This window comes from Actinokineospora baliensis, from assembly GCF_016907695.1.
GTDB lineage: Bacteria > Actinomycetota > Actinomycetes > Mycobacteriales > Pseudonocardiaceae > Actinokineospora > Actinokineospora baliensis.
This window is the reverse complement of the sequence record NZ_JAFBCK010000001.1, coordinates 7,212,435-7,228,555: the sequence shown is the minus strand read 5'-3', so window position 1 is coordinate 7,228,555 and position 16,121 is coordinate 7,212,435. Positions and strand designations below refer to the sequence as shown.

At 72.3% G+C, this 16,121-nt stretch carries 8 protein-coding genes; 5 read left to right on the top strand and 3 right to left on the bottom strand.

Annotated elements, in window-relative coordinates; genetic code table 11:
- Positions 1 to 197: 197 nt before the first annotated feature.
- Positions 198 to 896 carry a Crp/Fnr family transcriptional regulator gene (locus JOD54_RS31745; RefSeq protein WP_204455612.1) on the top strand — a complete coding sequence of 233 codons (699 nt, stop codon included), beginning with the start codon at positions 198 to 200 and terminating at the stop codon, positions 894 to 896.
- A gap of 635 nt (positions 897 to 1,531) precedes the next feature.
- Here the strand turns inward: JOD54_RS31745 and JOD54_RS31740 are convergent.
- Positions 1,532 to 2,860: a hypothetical protein gene (locus JOD54_RS31740; protein WP_204455611.1), complete on the bottom strand. Its 1,329-nt coding sequence runs from the start codon at positions 2,858 to 2,860 to the stop codon at positions 1,532 to 1,534.
- Positions 2,861 to 3,155: 295 nt separating this feature from the next.
- On the opposite strand from JOD54_RS31740, the gene JOD54_RS31735 reads away from it, so the two are divergent.
- Positions 3,156 to 4,424 (top strand): GTPase, encoded by a 1,269-nt coding sequence (locus JOD54_RS31735; RefSeq protein WP_204455610.1) that lies wholly within the window; start codon positions 3,156 to 3,158, stop codon positions 4,422 to 4,424.
- A 33-nt stretch (positions 4,425 to 4,457) separates the two neighbouring features.
- On the opposite strand, the gene JOD54_RS31730 is transcribed toward JOD54_RS31735, so the two are convergent.
- Entirely contained in the window at positions 4,458 to 4,775 is a 318-nt protein-coding gene (locus JOD54_RS31730; protein WP_204455609.1) for an ArsR/SmtB family transcription factor, read from the bottom strand.
- A 76-nt stretch (positions 4,776 to 4,851) separates the two neighbouring features.
- Here JOD54_RS31730 and JOD54_RS31725 point away from each other — a divergent pair, with 76 nt between their 5' ends.
- The gene (locus JOD54_RS31725; protein WP_204455608.1) at positions 4,852 to 6,021 is read left to right on the top strand and encodes an MFS transporter; all 1,170 of its coding nucleotides are present in this window, start codon (positions 4,852 to 4,854) and stop codon (positions 6,019 to 6,021) included.
- A gap of 12 nt (positions 6,022 to 6,033) precedes the next feature.
- Here the strand turns inward: JOD54_RS31725 and JOD54_RS31720 are convergent, their stop codons facing one another.
- Complete coding sequence (locus JOD54_RS31720; protein WP_204455607.1) at positions 6,034 to 6,315, bottom strand: early set domain-containing protein; 282 nt, start codon at positions 6,313 to 6,315, stop codon at positions 6,034 to 6,036.
- 868 nt (positions 6,316 to 7,183) lie between these two features.
- Here JOD54_RS31720 and JOD54_RS31715 point away from each other — a divergent pair.
- Positions 7,184 to 8,512, top strand: coding sequence for a serine hydrolase domain-containing protein (locus JOD54_RS31715; RefSeq protein WP_204455606.1), 1,329 nt, complete (start codon positions 7,184 to 7,186; stop codon positions 8,510 to 8,512).
- Between the two features lie 77 nt (positions 8,513 to 8,589).
- Positions 8,590 to 16,119: a non-ribosomal peptide synthetase gene (locus JOD54_RS31710; protein WP_204455605.1), complete on the top strand. Its 7,530-nt coding sequence runs from the start codon at positions 8,590 to 8,592 to the stop codon at positions 16,117 to 16,119.
- The last annotated feature ends 2 nt before the right edge of the window (positions 16,120 to 16,121 follow it).

The following is a 16,121-nucleotide window of genomic DNA, read 5'->3' as shown; positions in this document are numbered from 1 at the left end:
AGGAGGTTGGTTGTAGAACGCAACTATAAGGTGGTGCGGCTCACGACCGGGTGCGCTGTGGACTTTCCGCAGCGGCGCGGAAAGCGCATGTGGACTGTCGGCCGATCAGGCGACGGTCGGTCGTTCGGGGCCGCAGGGGGGACGCGGGTGGGACAGTGGGGCCCTGCGCCGGTGTCCGACCACAGAACGGTGGACCGATGACCATTGCGAGCCGGTGGCCGCGGGCGAGTCTGCTCGGTGGTCTGGACGACCGGGTGCGGCGGGAGCTGCTCGGGCTCGGTCAACCGGTGCGGGTGCGCGACGGGGACCGGCTGCTGCGGGCCGGGGACCCCGCCACCCACGTGTACCTGCTGCTGCTGGGCTGGTTCAAGGTGCACGCCAACCGACCAAGCGGAGACGAGGCCCTGATCGCCGTCCGCTCCGGCGGCGACCTCGTCGGGGAGCTGGCCGCGTTCGAAGGACGGCCGAGGGCGGTATCGGTGCGCGCGTGCGGACCCGGGGTCGTGCGGCGGATCGAGCGCGAGGACTTCCTCGTCTTCCTCACCTGTCACGGGTCGGCGTTGCGCGCGGTGTTGCGCGCTGTGTCGGCCAAGCACCGGTGGGTTGCGCGGCGGCTGGATTTCGCGGGGTATGCGGTGCAGCGGAGGGTTGCTTGTGTGCTGGCGGAGTTGGTGGAGAAGGACTTGCGGCATCCGGATGGGGGGATTCCGGTACGGCTGAGCCAGGCGGAGTTGGCTGCGTTGTCGGGGACTTCGGTGCCGTCGGTGCAGCGGGTGTTGCGGGAGTTTCGGGGGATGGGGTTGGTGGAGACGCGGTATCGGCGGGTGGTGGTGGTGGATGTGGTGGGGGTGGAGCGGGTGGCGGGGGATGTGGTGGGGGTGGAGTGTGTGTGGTGATCGGTCTGGCTCGTCGCCTGGCGGCGACCTCGCGACCCGGACCCGTTGTGGTGCGGGTGGGCTCGATGGGGCGAACCTGTTTTGCGCGGGGCCCCTGCGCCAGCCGTGGCAGGACCGCAAAGCTGGGGCCGAAAAGCATGGCCCTGCAGCGCACAACGCTACGACTGCCGCCACCCCACCCAAAACAGGTCCACCCCATCGAGCAGTGTGCGGGCGGCTTCCGAGTGTCCAGTGGCTGGCAATGCGGTCGGAGTCGGGTGATTGGGCTGGCGGGGCTGGCTCGGTGGGTTGGGTTTGGGTGGGCTGGTTCCGTGAGCGGTGGTGCCAGAGCAACCCCCCCGAGCCGTCCCACCCAAGCCGACTACCGCTCCTAGGAAGCCGCCCGCCCACTGCTCGATGGGGCGGACTTGGTTTGTGTGGGGTGGCGGTATCCGTAGCGTTGTGCGCTGCAGGGCCATGCTTTTCGGCCCCAGCTTTGCGGTCCTGCCACGGCTGGCGCAGGGGCCCCGCGCAAACCAAGTTCGCCCCATCGAGCACACCCCACCCACCACGATCCAGCGCAATGCCGCAGGCGAGCCGACCCCTGAAGTCCCTGGTGCCAACCCAGCCCACCGAGATGGTGAGGCTGGCGGGGCTTAGGTGACCGGGTGGAGGATCAGGCGTTCTACGCGGTCGGCTAGGCGGATGGGGATTGTGGTGTTGGTGGTGATGGGGTCGTGTTCCACCAGGTGGTGGTAGACGGCGGCGGCTGCGGTGGGGAGGGGGAGGTTGTCGGGGAGGTTGGCGGTCCAGTGTTCGCCGGTGTACCAGGTGAAGTGGGAATCCGGGGTGGTGCTCGTCGTGGTGGCGGCCAGGGCGCAGTGGGATTGGCGGATGGTCTGGGCCAGCCAGGTGGGGGCGTCCTCGGTGTGGGGGCGGGTGATGATCTCGGCGTTGGCCCGCAGGGTGGGGTCCGGCTCCGCGTCGTCGATGAGGAGGAGGTCTTCGCCTGCTCGGCGGCTGGGCGGGAAGGGGAACCGGGTGACGGTGATGGCGCCCAGTTCCAGGGTTGTGGAGACGGCGAAGGCGGTGGCGGGGTGGGTGTTGAGGGTGAGCGGACCGAAGGGACGCTGCGCCGCGGACAGGACCGGGGGGTCTAGGCCCAGGAGGTCGTAGACCTTGTCGCGCAGCAGGTGTGCGGGGGCGGGGAGCGCGCGGGGGATGTCCGATGTGGACGATGTGGCGCGGGCGGCGGTCAGGAAGTCGACGTCGACGGCGTTGTCGGGGAGGACGGCTCGGCCGAGGGCGGCGGCGTACCCGGTGAGGGGGCCGGGGTCGCCGACGACGATGTCGCAGGCGATCAGGGCGGCGGTCCAGTCGGAATCGGGGGACAGGGCGATCAGGCCGCCGAAGTCGGTCGCCGCGCCGGGGACGAGGCTGACCACGCGGAACTCGTCGAAGGGCAGGCGCGACAGCACGCGCGCGGCGACGTCCGGGCGGGCGCAGGCGACGCCGACCAGGCGGGCCCGCTCCGGTACGTCGAGGAAGGCCCGGAACTCGGCGCGGCGGTGGGCGACGGCCAGGACCCGCGACCACGTCGGGTCGCCCATCACGAAGGTGCGGCCCACGGCCCCGGGGATGGTGGCCTCGGCGGCCGCGCGGTCGGCGGCCACCGACACGCCCACGGCGACCGGGATGTCGTCGGCGTCGGTGACGGTCACGACGAGGCCCGCGATCTCGCCGGTGGTGTGGCGGGCCAGGACCAGGTCGAAGCCCTCGGTGCGCGACCACGGCACGGACGGCACCCCGGCCGCGCGCAGCACCTGTTCCACCGCGGGTGCCCCGCCGACGGCGCTCCAGCGGACGGTCACGTCGGGGGCGATCTCGACGGGGTGCACGACATCGCGCAGCGGCCCGAACTCGGCTATCGCGCCGACGGCGACGAGCAGGGTGGGGGAGGCGCCGCGCCCCCCGGGTCTGCCCATGATCATATCAGCGCCGAACCCCTTATCAGCAGCCCCGTTCGCGACCATCAACAATGCCATACGGGGCATCGGGAACCACGGTTGGGGCCGCTGGTGGCCGTTTCCCGCCACCGAACCCTCCACTGTGGACCGCTGGGGCGCCCGGATCGCGGGCAGTTCGCGCAATCCCCTCCGCTGATGGCATCTGCACGCGCGCGGCGGCCCATGATGTCCGCGCAGTGGCAGCGATCGCGAGGGAGCGGGCACCATAGACAGCCGCGAGATCATCACGCTGACACCGCGGTGGCTGCGCGAGGTGGCACTGCTGGCCACCGAGCACGGCCGCGGCCGCACGGCCGCGGCGATCGAGCGGCTGGCCGCGGGCCGGGAACGGCAGTCCTGGCGGGTGACCGTGGTCGGCGAGCCGGGGGTGGGCAAGTCGACGCTGGTCAACCGGGTGCTCGGGCGGGAGGGGCTGCCCGGGGTGGAGGTGGTCGAGGCGCACTGGCAGCCCGGCGGGGCACCGCTGGCGGCGGTGACCGACACCGACGGCGTGCTGCTGGCCGTGCCCGCCACCGGGGTGTGGGGCGCGGCGCAGTCGCGGCTGCTCGAGGACGCGCTCGCCACGCACGTCACCTCGGTCGCGGTGGTGGTCACCATGCTGGACCGGCTCACCGCGGCCGAACGCGGACGGGTGCTCACCTACACCAGCGCGCGGGTGGGCCGGGTGGTGGTCCTGTCCGGTCCCGGTGCGGCGGAGGAGGACCCGTCGCGGGCCGCGGTGCGCGCGTTCCTCGCCGACTCCGCCCCGGTGCCCGCGCGAGCCGAGTTGCGCGCGCGGCGCATCGCGGCGCGGTTGGCCGACCAGTGCACCGCGATGGCCACCAGCGCGGGAGAGACCATCGCCGACGCCCGCAGGGTGCACAGTGGACAGTCGATCGACGAGCGGTCGAGCCGGGCGCGGACCTGGGAGCTGCTGCGGGTTCAGCTCTCGGACCGGCAACTGGCGCTGATCGGCCGCATTGGCGAGCACCTGCGGTCGGACCGGGCGGCGGTGTCGGCGCGGCTGGCGTCGGACCTGTCGCGCTCGGGCGACGCCGGGACGTGGTGGCGGTCGGAGCTGCCGGGGCGGCTGCGCGCGGAGCTGATGGACCAGGCGGTGCGCGCCGAGCACCACATCCTCACCGGCATCGCCACCGACGCGCGGTGGCTGGCGGGCCAACTGCCCGACTCGCCGCCATGGCACCCGCCGCGCACCCTCGTCCTGCGGGTGGACACCCCGCCTACGCCCAGCAGCCTGGCCACGATCACCACCCCCACCGACTCGACCGTGGTGCCGCTGCCCGAGCGGGCCGCAGGCCTGCCCAAGGCCGTCGAGGGGTGCACCGCGATCCTGATCAACCAGATCTGGCGGTTGCTGGCGTCGGCCTACGAGCCGCTGTTCACCGACCTGGCCGAGAAGCAGGCCGCCTGGGAGGCCGCCCAGCCCGCCACGACCGACCCGGGCGTCGACTGGTACACCCTCGCCCGCGCGGCGACCGCCCTGGCGGGCACGATCAACGCGGCACTGCGCAACGCCCACTAGTCGCCGGTGTAGCCGGGCCCGATCGGGGTAGAGCTAGTGAGGCGCGTTGAGGACGCCGTCGAGCAGGCCGGGGTACAGGGCGTCGAGATCGGCCCGGCGCAGGGTGGTGATCCGCGAGGTGCCCGAGGGGCGGATGGTCACCACGCCCGCCTCCCGCAGGGTGCGTAGGTGGTGGGTGCGGGTCGACTTGGTGATCGGCAGGTCGATGGCGCCGCAGGCCACGCCGGTGTCGAGGCGGGCGAGCTCGCGGACCAGGTGCAGGCGGACGGGGTCGGCCAGGGCGTGCAGGACCCTCTCGATCCGGATCTCGTCGAGGCTGGGGTGCGGGAGGTCCTCTGGCATGCGGTCCATAGTACGAGAGGCTTCGTAGTTCGAGTACTGCCGTACTACGATGTGGGTCGTACTACAGCGGACCGAGGGGGAGCGCATGTCACCACGCACGTACCTGCTCGCGGCGGGCGCGTTCACGGTGGGAACCAGCGGCTACATCATCTCCGGGCTGCTGCCCGAGGTGAGCCGCGAGCTGCACGTCTCCACATCGGCGGCAGGACAACTCGTGACCGCGTTCGCCATCGCCTACGCCATCGCCTCGCCCGTGCTGGCGGCGGTCACCGGGCGGTGGGAGCGCAAGCGGCTGGTGATCGCCGCCCTGGTCACCAGCGCGGTGGGCAACGCGTTGTCCGCGGTGGCGCCGACGTTCGAGTTGCTGCTGGCCTCGCGGGTGGTGGCGGCGCTGGGCGCGGCGGTGTTCACCCCGGTGGCCACCGCCATCGCCACGGAGATCAACCCACCGCAGCGGCGGGGCAGGGCGGTGGCGGTTGTATTCGGCGGGCTCACGACCGCGCTGGTCGTCGGGGTGCCCGCGGGCAGCCTGCTCGGGGCGCCGCTGGGGTACCACGGGGTGTTCGCGCTCGTGGCCGCGATCACCGCGGTCGCGGCGGTGGTCAGTGTGCTCGGGCTGCCCAAGGTGGCGCCGCCGCCCGCAGTGGGGGTGCGGGAGCGGTTCGCGGTGCTGGCCGACGGCCGGGTGCGGATGGTGCTGGGGATGACCGTGCTGGGCTGCCTGTCCGCTTTCGCCGTTTTCACCTACGTCGCACCGTTGTTGGCGCACACCGCGGGCGTGCGCGGCGGGACGATCAGCGTCCTGCTGCTGTGCTACGGGGTCGGCGGCGCGATCGGCAACGCCCTCGGTGGCCGGATGACCGACCGCTTCGGCAGCAGGCGTCCACTGCTGTGGTCGTTCACCGCGTTCGTCGCCATCCTGGCGACGCTGCCGCTGACCGCGGTGACCGCGGTGTCGGCCGGGGTGGTGTTCTTCCTGTGGGGCCTGTCGACCTGGTCGGTGAACCCGCCGATCCAGAACTGGCTGATCGAGTTGGCGCCCACCACCAGCGGCCTGCTGCTGTCGATCAACGCGTCGGCGATCTACCTCGGCGTCGGCCTCTCCGGGGTGGTCGGCGGGCTGGTGATCGACGGCTGGGGTGTGGTCGCGCTCCCACCGGTCGCCGCGGCCGTGGCCTCGCTGTCCTTTGTGCTCCTCGTGCTGGCGGGCCGCAAGGACGCGGCGGTGGCCGCCGCGGTACCTGTCCGGGTGTAGACCCGCGCCCGGCTAGACGGTGATGTGCGGGTTGCCGTCGGGGTCGCGGCCTGGGACGGCGGGGTCGTCGGACCACAGGCCGCCCTCGGTGAGGTACCGAAAGGACACCGAGCTGCCTGCGGGTACCACCACGGATGTGGAGCGCTTGCCGTTCGAGCGGCCGCGCAGCACGTGCGCGCCGGGGGTCCAGCCGTTGAAGCAGCCGACCACGCTCGTCGACCCCGGCGGGGTGTCGCGGTCGAGGGTGAAGGTGACCCTCACCTTGGCGAAGGGCAGGGCCTTGGTGCTGACCATCCGAACCGGTTCCTCGTTTCGTCCTCGGCCGTCGACCCACCGCCGGGGTCGCGCACGTCGAGCACGCAGCCTGCCCGGCCGGGGCCCACGACACCACCACCGTCACCCGGACGTGTCCGCCTGCTGCGTTCGGCGGTCAATCCAGGGCTGAATGCGAACCCGGCGGAACGGGACATCCGGGGATTGGTTACTGAGACCTCGACCACATTCGGGTATTCGCGTTTCCCAGATGCTGGTCCACTCGGGGAGATTGTGGTGCGCATCTCGCCGGTCTTTTTCGCGGGTGTTACCCGGAGTCCGGTGTTCCCATTTTATTCGCACTGCTGTTACTGGATCGTCGAGACTGTAATACGCCCTTTCGGATGCACGTGCAAGTTACCGTCCGGTACGTTTATCGGCCAACGCGCACGACGTTCACGTTTTAACGGTGACGTGCGACTATGTTTGTACCAAAGGGATCGACGATGGGCCATAGTGGACGGTGGAATCGCTCCCGAAATCCTGTGACCGGGGTCACAGAAACGGCCGTGCAATCCCGTCGTTGGGTTGCGAATCCGTTTTACAAAAGCGTCGCCTGGGCGTTCAAACAAGTTTGTCGGGATTTCGCCGAGCGCTCTGGGGTAATCCCCTGACCTCTATCTATAGGGGGCCGATTGCTCCGTTCGGCGGTAGCTGGCCCGCTTCCCCGCTGGTCAACATTGATTAGGTTCGACGATTGAATGCGGCGAACTCGGGGAACGTCCAACGCGGGTCGCAGTGCCCGGCGGGGGCATTCATTCCCGGGTCGACGGCCCACCACCAAGCCACGCCCGACCACCCTTTGGCGCGTGGTCCCACCGTGCCCACCGGCACCGACCATTGAGGACCCATGGACGCATCAGCGAGAACCCGCGTCGCGACCAGGCTCGCCGAGCTGGTCGCGCAGCACGCGGTTCCCGGCGCGCAGTTGGCCATCCACCACGACGAGCACACCTGGTCCTGGTCCACGGGGGAGACCAGGCACGGGTCGGGTCGGTCGATGACCGACGACGACGCGGTGCCGATCGGTTCGATCACCAAGGTGGTGACCGCCGCCACCGCGCTCGCCCTGGCCGCCGACGGCGACCTCGAACTCGACGAGTCGCTCGCCGAGCAGCTCTCCGGGCTCGGCGCGTTCGGCGGGATCACCCCCCGGCACCTGCTCAGCCACACCGCCGGTCTCCCGTCCGACACCCGGGAGAGCGCGCTGACCTCGGCGGGCACCCTGCGCAGGCTGCTGCACGACTCGGCGCCCGCGCTGACCCCGATCGCCGCCCCCGGCACCGCGTTCTCCTACTCCAACGTGGGCTACCTGCTGCTCGGCCACGCCATCGAGTCGATCACCGGGATGGACTGGGCCGAGGCCGTCACGGCCATCGCACTCGGCCCGCTCGGCGTGGACACCCGCTTCGTGGTCGGTCCCCACGCGTCGACGGACGTGGTGACCGGGCACACCGTCAACCGCTCGCGCGGTCTGGTCCGACCGGTCGAGCAGTCGCTGACCCCGCTGGAGGCCCCAGCGGGCGCGCTCGCCACGAGCGCATGGCAGCTGGTCCGACTGGGACGCGCGCTCGCGGGCTCCGAGGGCAACGACCTGCTCGACCCCGGTTCGCTCAAGGACATGCGCGGTGCCGTCCCCGACGCGCTGCCCTTCGGCATGGCCGACGGCTGGGGGCTGGGCCTGGCCGTCTACGGGCGGGGCGAGCGGGCCGTGGTCGGTCACGACGGCACCGGCGACGGGACCTCCGCGCACCTGCGGATGCACCCGTCCACCGGCACGGTCGTCGCCTTCACCGCCAACTCCGGCTCCGGGTTCGCCCTGTGGCGCACCCTGGCCGACGACCTCGCCGACCTGGGGATCCCGGTCGCCGGGTTCAACCCGGTGCCCGACGTCGTCGACCCCGTCCCCGCGCCAGCGGGCTGCGCGGGTGACTACGCCAACGGCGACACCGTCTACACCGTCGCGCACCACCCGGAGGGGCTGCGGCTGACCGTCGACGGCGAGCCTTTCGCCGACCTCACCCCGATGTCGGACCTGCGGTTCGCGATGCGCGACAGCGACACCGGCGAGACCGACCAGGTCGGCCGCTTCCTCGCCGACGGCTCCGGCGCGCCCGCCTGGCTCCAGGTCGGCGGCAGGCTCGCCCGCAAGACCACGGTCGCCGTCGCGGCCGCCTGAGCACGACCCCCCGAACTCCCCCCAGCGTGCGGCCGTCCCCCCGCACGTGTCGTCCCCGTGCTCAAGAAAGGTTCCCGATGTCCGCCCGGCTAGCGAACCCGACGCTGTTGGACCTCTTCGCCGCGCAGGTCGCCCGCGACCCCGAAGCCCCGGCCCTGCGCTCGGCCGAGCGCGAGATCTTCTACGGCGAGGTGGACCGGTGGTCGGACCGGGTGGCCAGGGCCCTGGTGGCGCGCGGCGCGGGACCGGAGCGGTTGGTGGCGCTGCGCATGCCGCGGTCGGTGGACATCGCGGTGGCGCAGTTGGCGGTGCTCAAGGCGGGGGCGGCCTACCTGCCGGTCGACCCCGCGTACCCGGTCGAGCGCATCGCCGACATGATCGCCGACGCCAAGCCGCTGCTGGTGCTCACCGACTTGTCCGAAGTGGACGGCGGGGGTGACGGTGTCGAGCTGCCGGGCCGCCCGCACGAGGACCAACCGGCGTACGTGATCTACACGTCGGGCTCCACCGGGCGGCCCAAGGGCGTCGTGGTCACCCACCGCGGCCTGGCGACGTTCGCGCTCGCCGAGGTCGAGCGGTTCGACGTGCGGCCCGGCGATCGGGTGCTGCAGTTCTCCTCGCCGAGCTTCGACGCCTCGGTGCTGGAGCTGTGCATGGCTTACGCGGGTGGTGCCGCGCTGGTCGTCCCGCCGCCGGGGCCGCTGCTGGGCGAGCAGCTCGCCCAGGTCCTGCTCGACCAGCGCGTCACCCACGCGCTGATCCCGCCGGTCGCGCTGGCCACGGTGCCCGAGGGGGTTGAGCTCCCCGACTTCCGCACGCTGGTGGTCGGCGGCGACGCCTGCTCCGCCGACCTGGTGCGCCGCTGGGCCCCCGGCCGCGACATGATCAACGCCTACGGGCCGACCGAGTCCACTGTGGTCACCTCGTGGAGCGACCCGCTGGTGCCCTCCCCGGACTCGCCGGTGATCGGCCGCCCGATCACCGGCACCCGGGTGCACGTGCTCGACGACGACCTGCGGCCGGTCCCCGACGGCACCGCGGGCGAGCTGTACGTCACCGGGGTCGGCGTCGCCCGCGGCTACCTCGACCGCCCCGGCCTGACCGCGCAGCGCTTCCTCGCCGCCCCCGACGGCGAACGCATGTACCGCACCGGGGACGTGGTGCGCCTCGGTGCCGACGGCAACCTGGAGTTCGTCGGCCGCGCCGACCACCAGGTCAAGATCCGCGGCTTCCGGATCGAGCCGGGCGAGATCGAGGCCGAGCTGGCCAAGGACCCCACGGTCGGCCGCGCGGTCGTCGTCCCGCGCGAGGACACCGGCCTCAAGCGGCTGGTGGCCTACGTCGTCCCCGGCGACGGCCACCCCGAGCCGCACGCCCTGCGCGAGCTGCTCGTCGAGCGGCTCCCCGCGCACATGGTGCCCGCCGCGATCGTCGTGCTCGACGCGTTCCCGTTGACCCCCAACGGGAAGCTCGACCGCGACGCGCTGCCCGCGCCCACCGTCGGCATCGCCGCCCAGGACCACCTCGCCCCGCGCGACGAGCGGGAGCGCCGGGTCGCCGACATCATCGCCGGAGTCCTGGGGCTGGACTCGATCGGCGTCGCCGATGACTTCTTCGCCCTCGGCGGCGACTCGATCCTTGCCGTGCGCGCGCAGACCAGGATCGCCTCCGCGTTCGGCACGACGCTGTCCGGTCGGGCGCTGTTCGACGCCCGCACCGTGGCTGGTATCGCCGCCCTGCTGCCCGAGCAGCCCGCTGCCGGTGCCCTGATCCCGGCGGTCGACCGGGACCAGCCGCTGCCGTTGTCCCCGGCCCAGCGCAGGCTCTGGCTGGAGGAGCAGACCTCGGTCGGGCCGGTGAACAACACCGGATTCGCGTTGCGCCTCAACGGTTCCCTCGACCGTGACGCGCTGCTCCGGGCCCTGGACCGGCTCACTGCCAGGCACGACGCACTGCGCACCACAGTGGACGGTGAGCACCAGGTCGTTGCCGCGAGCGCCACGCTGCCGCTCACCGAGCTGAACCCGACCGACCTCGACGCGACTCTCACCGAGCTGGTCGCCGCGCCCTACGACCTCGCGGCCGGGCCGCTGACCCGGGCCAGCCTGCTCGCCGTCGGCATCGACGAGCACGTCCTGGTCATCGCCCAGCACCACATCGTCACCGATGGTTGGTCCGCCGCGGTCCTGGTCGTAGAGCTGACCGCGCTCTACACCGAGGAAACCGGCGGCCCGGCCGCCGACCTGCCGGAACTGCCCGCGCAGTACCCGGACTACGCCGCTTGGCAGCTCAAGCGCCCGGAGGTCGACACCGACCACTGGCGCGCCCGCCTCGACGGCCTGCTGCCGCTGGACCTGCCCACCGACCGGCCGCGGCCGCCGGTCCGGGTCGGTTCCGGCGGGGTGCACCGCCACGAACTGCCCGCCGACCTGGTCGAGGGCCTCGCCACCCTGGGCGCCGCGCACGAGGCGACGCTGTTCATGACCCTCACCGCCGCCGTCCAGGTGCTGCTCGCCGCGCACGGGCGCACCCGCGACATCGCCGTCGGCGCCGTCCGCGCGGGCAGGCCGGTCGCCGAGCTCGACGCGGTCGCCGGGTTCTTCGTCAACACCCTGGTGCTGCGCTCCCGGATCGACCCGACGCTGCCGTTCAGCGACTTCTTGACCGCGGTGCGGGAGACCGTGCTCGACGCCTTCGACCACGACGAGGTCCCGTTCGACCGCCTCGCCGACCAGCTCGCCCTGCTCCGCGACCCCAGCCGCACCCCGCTGGTGCAGGCCGTCGTCGCGCTGCAGCAGCCGCTGGTCGCCACCGAGCACGCCGCCGGTCTGCGCTGGACCGACGAGCCGCTGCCCCGCCCGGCCGCCCGCTTCGACCTGGTCGTGGAGTTCTGGCCGACCCACGACGGCCTGCGGATGGTGCTGGAGTACGACACCGCCCTGTTCGACGCGGGCCGGATCGCCGCGCTGGCCGCCGAGTTGACCGCGCTGCTGCGGCTGGTCGCCACCCGCCCGGACACCGCACTCGGCATCCTGGCCGACCTCCCCGAGGGGCCGGTCACCACGATCCCGCAGCCCCGCACCGCCGAGCCCAACCGCTACCTCGCGCCGCGCACGCCGGTCGAGGCGACCCTGGCCGCGGTGTTCGCGCAGGTCCTCGGCGCGCCGCGGGTCGGTGTCCGGGACAACTTCTTCGCCCTGGGCGGCGACTCGATCCTCAGCATCCAGGTCGTCACGGCGGCCAGGGCGGCCGGGCTGGTGCTGACCGCGCGCGACGTGTTCGTGCACCAGACCGTCGCCGAGCTCGCCCCGCACGTCACCGAGGTCGCCGCCGAGAGCCGACCCGAGCGCGGCCCGGAGTCGGGCTCCTTGCCGCTGACCCCGATCCAGCGCTGGTTCTTCGACAACCACACCGCCCACCCGCACCACTTCGACCAGACCTACGTGGCCGACCTCGGCGAGCCGGTGCACCCGGATGCCTTGGCCACGGCCATGTTCGCGCTGTTGGAACACCACGACGCGCTGCGGATGCGGTTCACGAAGGCCGCCGACTGGCACCAGGAGAACGCGCCCGTCGGCGAGTCGGGCGGGGTCGGCGAGCACGGCCCGATCTTCCTGGTCGAGCTGCACGGCGAGACCACCGTCCTGCTGCGGGCCCACCACCTCGTCGTCGACGGCGTGTCGTGGCGGGTGATCGCGGAGGACCTGCGGACCGCGCACCGGCAGGCCGTCGCGGGGGAGCCGGTGGTGCTGCTGCGCCGCACGACCTCGTTCCGCGAGTGGGCGACCCGGCTCGCCGAGCACGCCGTGTCCGGCGGGTTCGCCGACGAACTCCGGCACTGGGCAGACCTGCGCGCCGAGACCAGGATCCCCCGCGACCACGCGGGCGCCAATGTGACCGCGTCCGAGCGGTCCGTCACGGTGACCCTGACCGAGGCCGAGACCGCCGCGCTGCTGCGGGACGTGCCGGATGCTTACCGCACGCAGGTCAACGACGTGCTGTTGACCGCGTTCGGGGCGGCGCTCGCCCGGTGGACCGGTCGCGGCGAAACCCTTGTGCACCTGGAAGGTCACGGTCGCGAGGACCTGTTCGACGGTGTCGACCTGTCCCGCACGGTCGGTTGGTTCACCACCCTGTTCCCGGTGGTGCTGCCCGGCTCGCATGACTGGGGCACCGCCCTCAAGTCGGTCAAGGAGACCCTGCGGGCCATCCCGCGCCGAGGCATCGGCTACGGAGCCCTGCGGTACCTGGTCGGCGCCGATCTCGGTGGCGCGGCCGAGGTGTCGTTCAACTACCTCGGCCGGTTCGACGGCACCGCGGAACTCGCCCTCGACGCGCACCCGGATGCCCACCGCCCGCACGTGCTCGACGTGGTCGGGCAGGTGCGGCGGGACCAGCTCGAGATCACCGTGTACTACAGCGAGAACCTGCACCGCTCGACCACGGCGGCCACCTTCGCCGACTCGATCGCCGACGCGCTGCGCCAGATCATCGGCCACTGCGCCGAGGGCGGCCGCGGGCGCACCCCGTCGGACTTCCCGCTGGTGCGCCTGACCCAGCCCGCCGTGGACCGGCTGGCCACTGTGGACATCGAGGACATCCTCCCGCTGACCCCGATGCAGGCCGGGATGATCTTCCACGGCCTCGCGCAGGCCGGGCAGGGTGCCTACTTCCAGCAGACCGCGTTCGTGCTGGAGGACATCCACGACCTGGACCGGTTCGCCTCGGCGTGGCGGCAGGTGGTGGACCGGGCGGCGATCCTGCGGTCGTCGGTCGTCTGGGAGGGCGTGCCGGAGCCGGTTTCGCTGGTGCACAAGCACGTCGACCTGCCCGTCACGCTGCTCGACTGGCGCGGAGGTGACCGCGAGAAGTTGCTGTCGGTCCTGCTCGGGCGCGACCAGCGCGCCGGGTTCGACCTCGCCGCCCCGCCGCTGATGCGGTTGGCCCTGGCCGATCTGGGTGGCGGCCGGGTCCAGGTGCTGTGGACCTTCCACCACGTGCTGCTCGACGGCTGGAGCATCTTCGGGGTGCTCTCCGACGTCACCGAGGCATACGCCGGTCGCCCGCTGCCGGACCGCCCGGACTTCGCCGAGTACCACCGGTGGCTGTCCCGCCAGGAGCCGAGCGCGGCCGAGGACTACTGGCGGGGCGTGCTCGGCGACCTCCAGTCGCCCACCCCGCTGCCGTTCGACCGGCCGCGGTCATCGGTCGACCAGCCGACCACCTCCGCTCGCACCGAGGTGACGCTGAGCGCCGAGGCCACCGAGCGGCTGACCAGGTTCGCCAAGGAGCAGCGGCTCACCCTCGGCACCGTCGTTCAGGGCGCCTGGGCGCTGCTATTGGCCCAGCACAGCGGTTTCCGCGAAGAGCAGATCTGCTTCGGCGCCACCGTCTCCGGGCGCCCGGCGGAGATCCCGCAGGTCGAGTCCATCACCGGCATGTTCGTCAACACGCTGCCCGTGGTGACCACAGTGGACGGAACGGTCGCCGACTGGCTGGCGGGTGTGCAGCGGTCGCAGGTCGAGTCCCGTGCCCACGAGCACACCCCGCTCACCCGGATGCACGGCTACAGCGCGGTTCCCGGTGGTGTCGACCTGTTCGACAGCGCCGTGATCTTCGAGAACTACCCGGCCGACGGTCCGCGGCTGAGCGAGCTGACGGCGGTCGAGAGCACCACCTTCCCGCTCAGCGTCACCGTCTACCCGGGCGCTCGGCTGCGGCTGCTGTTCGGCTACGAACCCGGTCTGTTCGACGCCGAGACGGTCGACCGGCTCGCCGCGCACCTGAGCGGGCTCCTCGACGACCTGGTCGCCGACCCCGACCGCCAGGTCGTCGACATCCCGGCGGTGACCGGCGCCGACCGCGACCAGGTGCTCGTCGACTGGAACGACACCGCTGTCGAGGTGCCCGACACGACGCTGACCGCGCTGCTGGTCGAGCAGGCGGCCCGCACCCCGCACGCGCCCGCCTTGGTGGACGGCGACCGCCGGTGGACCTACGCCGAGTTCGACGTCGACGTGAACCGCTTGGCGCACTGGCTGATCCACCACGGAGCCGGTCCGGAGCGGATCGTCGCCGTGTCCCTGCCGCGTTCGGCGGACCTGGTCATCGCCCTGCACGCCGTCCTGCGCGCGGGCGCCGCGTACCTGCCGGTCGACCCGGAACTGCCCCAAGACCGGGCCAAGTTCCTCGTCTCCGACACCGATGCCGTCCTGCTGCTCGACTCCCTGCCGGACACCCTGGACCAGCCCGCGGCCGCGCCAGAGGTGGTGATCACGCCGAGGAACGCCGCGTACGTCATCTACACGTCCGGCTCGACCGGGCGGCCCAAGGGAGTGGTCGTCGAGCACGAGGCGATCGTCAACCGCCTGCTGTGGACGCAGGCGCGGTTCGACCTCGGCGCCGACGACCGGGTGCTGCAGAAGACCCCGGCGAGCTTCGACGTGTCGGTGTGGGAGTTCTTCTGGCCGCTGACCGTCGGCTCGACCCTCGTGGTCGCCAAGCCCGACGGCCACCGCGACCCGGCTTACCTGGCAGAGCTGATCCGCGCCGAGCGCGTCACGACAGTCCACTTCGTCCCGTCCATGCTGCGCGCGTTTCTCACCCACGCCGACCTGACCGGCCTCGACCACCTGCGGCGGGTGCTGTGCAGCGGCGAAGCCCTTCCCGCGGAGCTCGCGGAACAGTTCCACGAGCACCTCGGCGCGCAGCTGCACAACCTCTACGGGCCAACGGAAGCCGCCGTCGACGTCACGCACTGGGCGTGCTCGCCGGGTGAGACGACCGTCCCGATCGGGCGGCCCGTGTGGAACACCCGCCTCTACGTCCTCGACGCCGACCTGAACCCTGTGCCGGTCGGCGCGCCCGGTGAGCTGTACCTGGCCGGGGTGCAGCTCGCCCGGGGCTACCTCGACCGCCCCGGTCTGACCGCCGACCGGTTCGTCGCCGACCCGTACGGCGCGCCGGGTGCCCGGATGTACCGCACCGGCGACCTCGTTCGCTGGACCCGGTCCGGGGCGGTCGAGTACCTGGGTCGCACGGACCAGCAGGTCAAGATCCGCGGCATGCGGGTCGAGCCGGGTGAGGTCGAGGCCGCGCTCACCGCCCGCGCCGAGGTCACCTCGGCCGCGGTGATCGCCCGCGACGGCAGGCTCGTCGGGTACCTCACACCGTCCGATGTGGATACCCAGGTCCTGCGCGACGCTCTTGGCCGGGAACTGCCGGAGCACATGGTGCCCGCGGCACTGGTCGCGCTGGACTCGCTCCCGCTCACCCCGTCCGGCAAGCTCGACCGGCGCTCGCTGCCGGACCCGGACTTCAGCCAGGCGGGCGGTTACGTCGAACCCGAGACCGGCACCGAAGAGGTCCTCGCCGAGATCTGGGCCGAGGTCCTCGGCGTGCCCAAGGTCGGGGTCACCGACAGCTTCTTCGACCTCGGCGGCGACTCGATCCTGAGCCTGCACGTGACCGCCCGCGCCAACGAGGCGTTCGCGGTCGAACTCACCCCGCGCGACGTGCTGACCGCCCGCACCGTGCGCGCACTCGCGGACGTGGTCGAGGACCACGTGCTGCGCGAACTCGAAGCCCTCGCGGGCGAGACCCACTGAGC

Coding starts and splice junctions, on each gene's coding strand:
- JOD54_RS31745 (WP_204455612.1), top strand. CDS start 198: ATGACCATTGCGAGCCGGTGGCCGCGGGCGAGTCTGCTCGGTGGTCTG.
- JOD54_RS31740 (WP_204455611.1), bottom strand. CDS start 2,860: ATGGGCAGACCCGGGGGGCGCGGCGCCTCCCCCACCCTGCTCGTCGCC.
- JOD54_RS31730 (WP_204455609.1), bottom strand. CDS start 4,775: ATGGACCGCATGCCAGAGGACCTCCCGCACCCCAGCCTCGACGAGATC.
- JOD54_RS31725 (WP_204455608.1), top strand. CDS start 4,852: ATGTCACCACGCACGTACCTGCTCGCGGCGGGCGCGTTCACGGTGGGA.
- JOD54_RS31720 (WP_204455607.1), bottom strand. CDS start 6,315: ATGGTCAGCACCAAGGCCCTGCCCTTCGCCAAGGTGAGGGTCACCTTC.
- JOD54_RS31715 (WP_204455606.1), top strand. CDS start 7,184: ATGGACGCATCAGCGAGAACCCGCGTCGCGACCAGGCTCGCCGAGCTG.
- JOD54_RS31710 (WP_204455605.1), top strand. CDS start 8,590: ATGTCCGCCCGGCTAGCGAACCCGACGCTGTTGGACCTCTTCGCCGCG.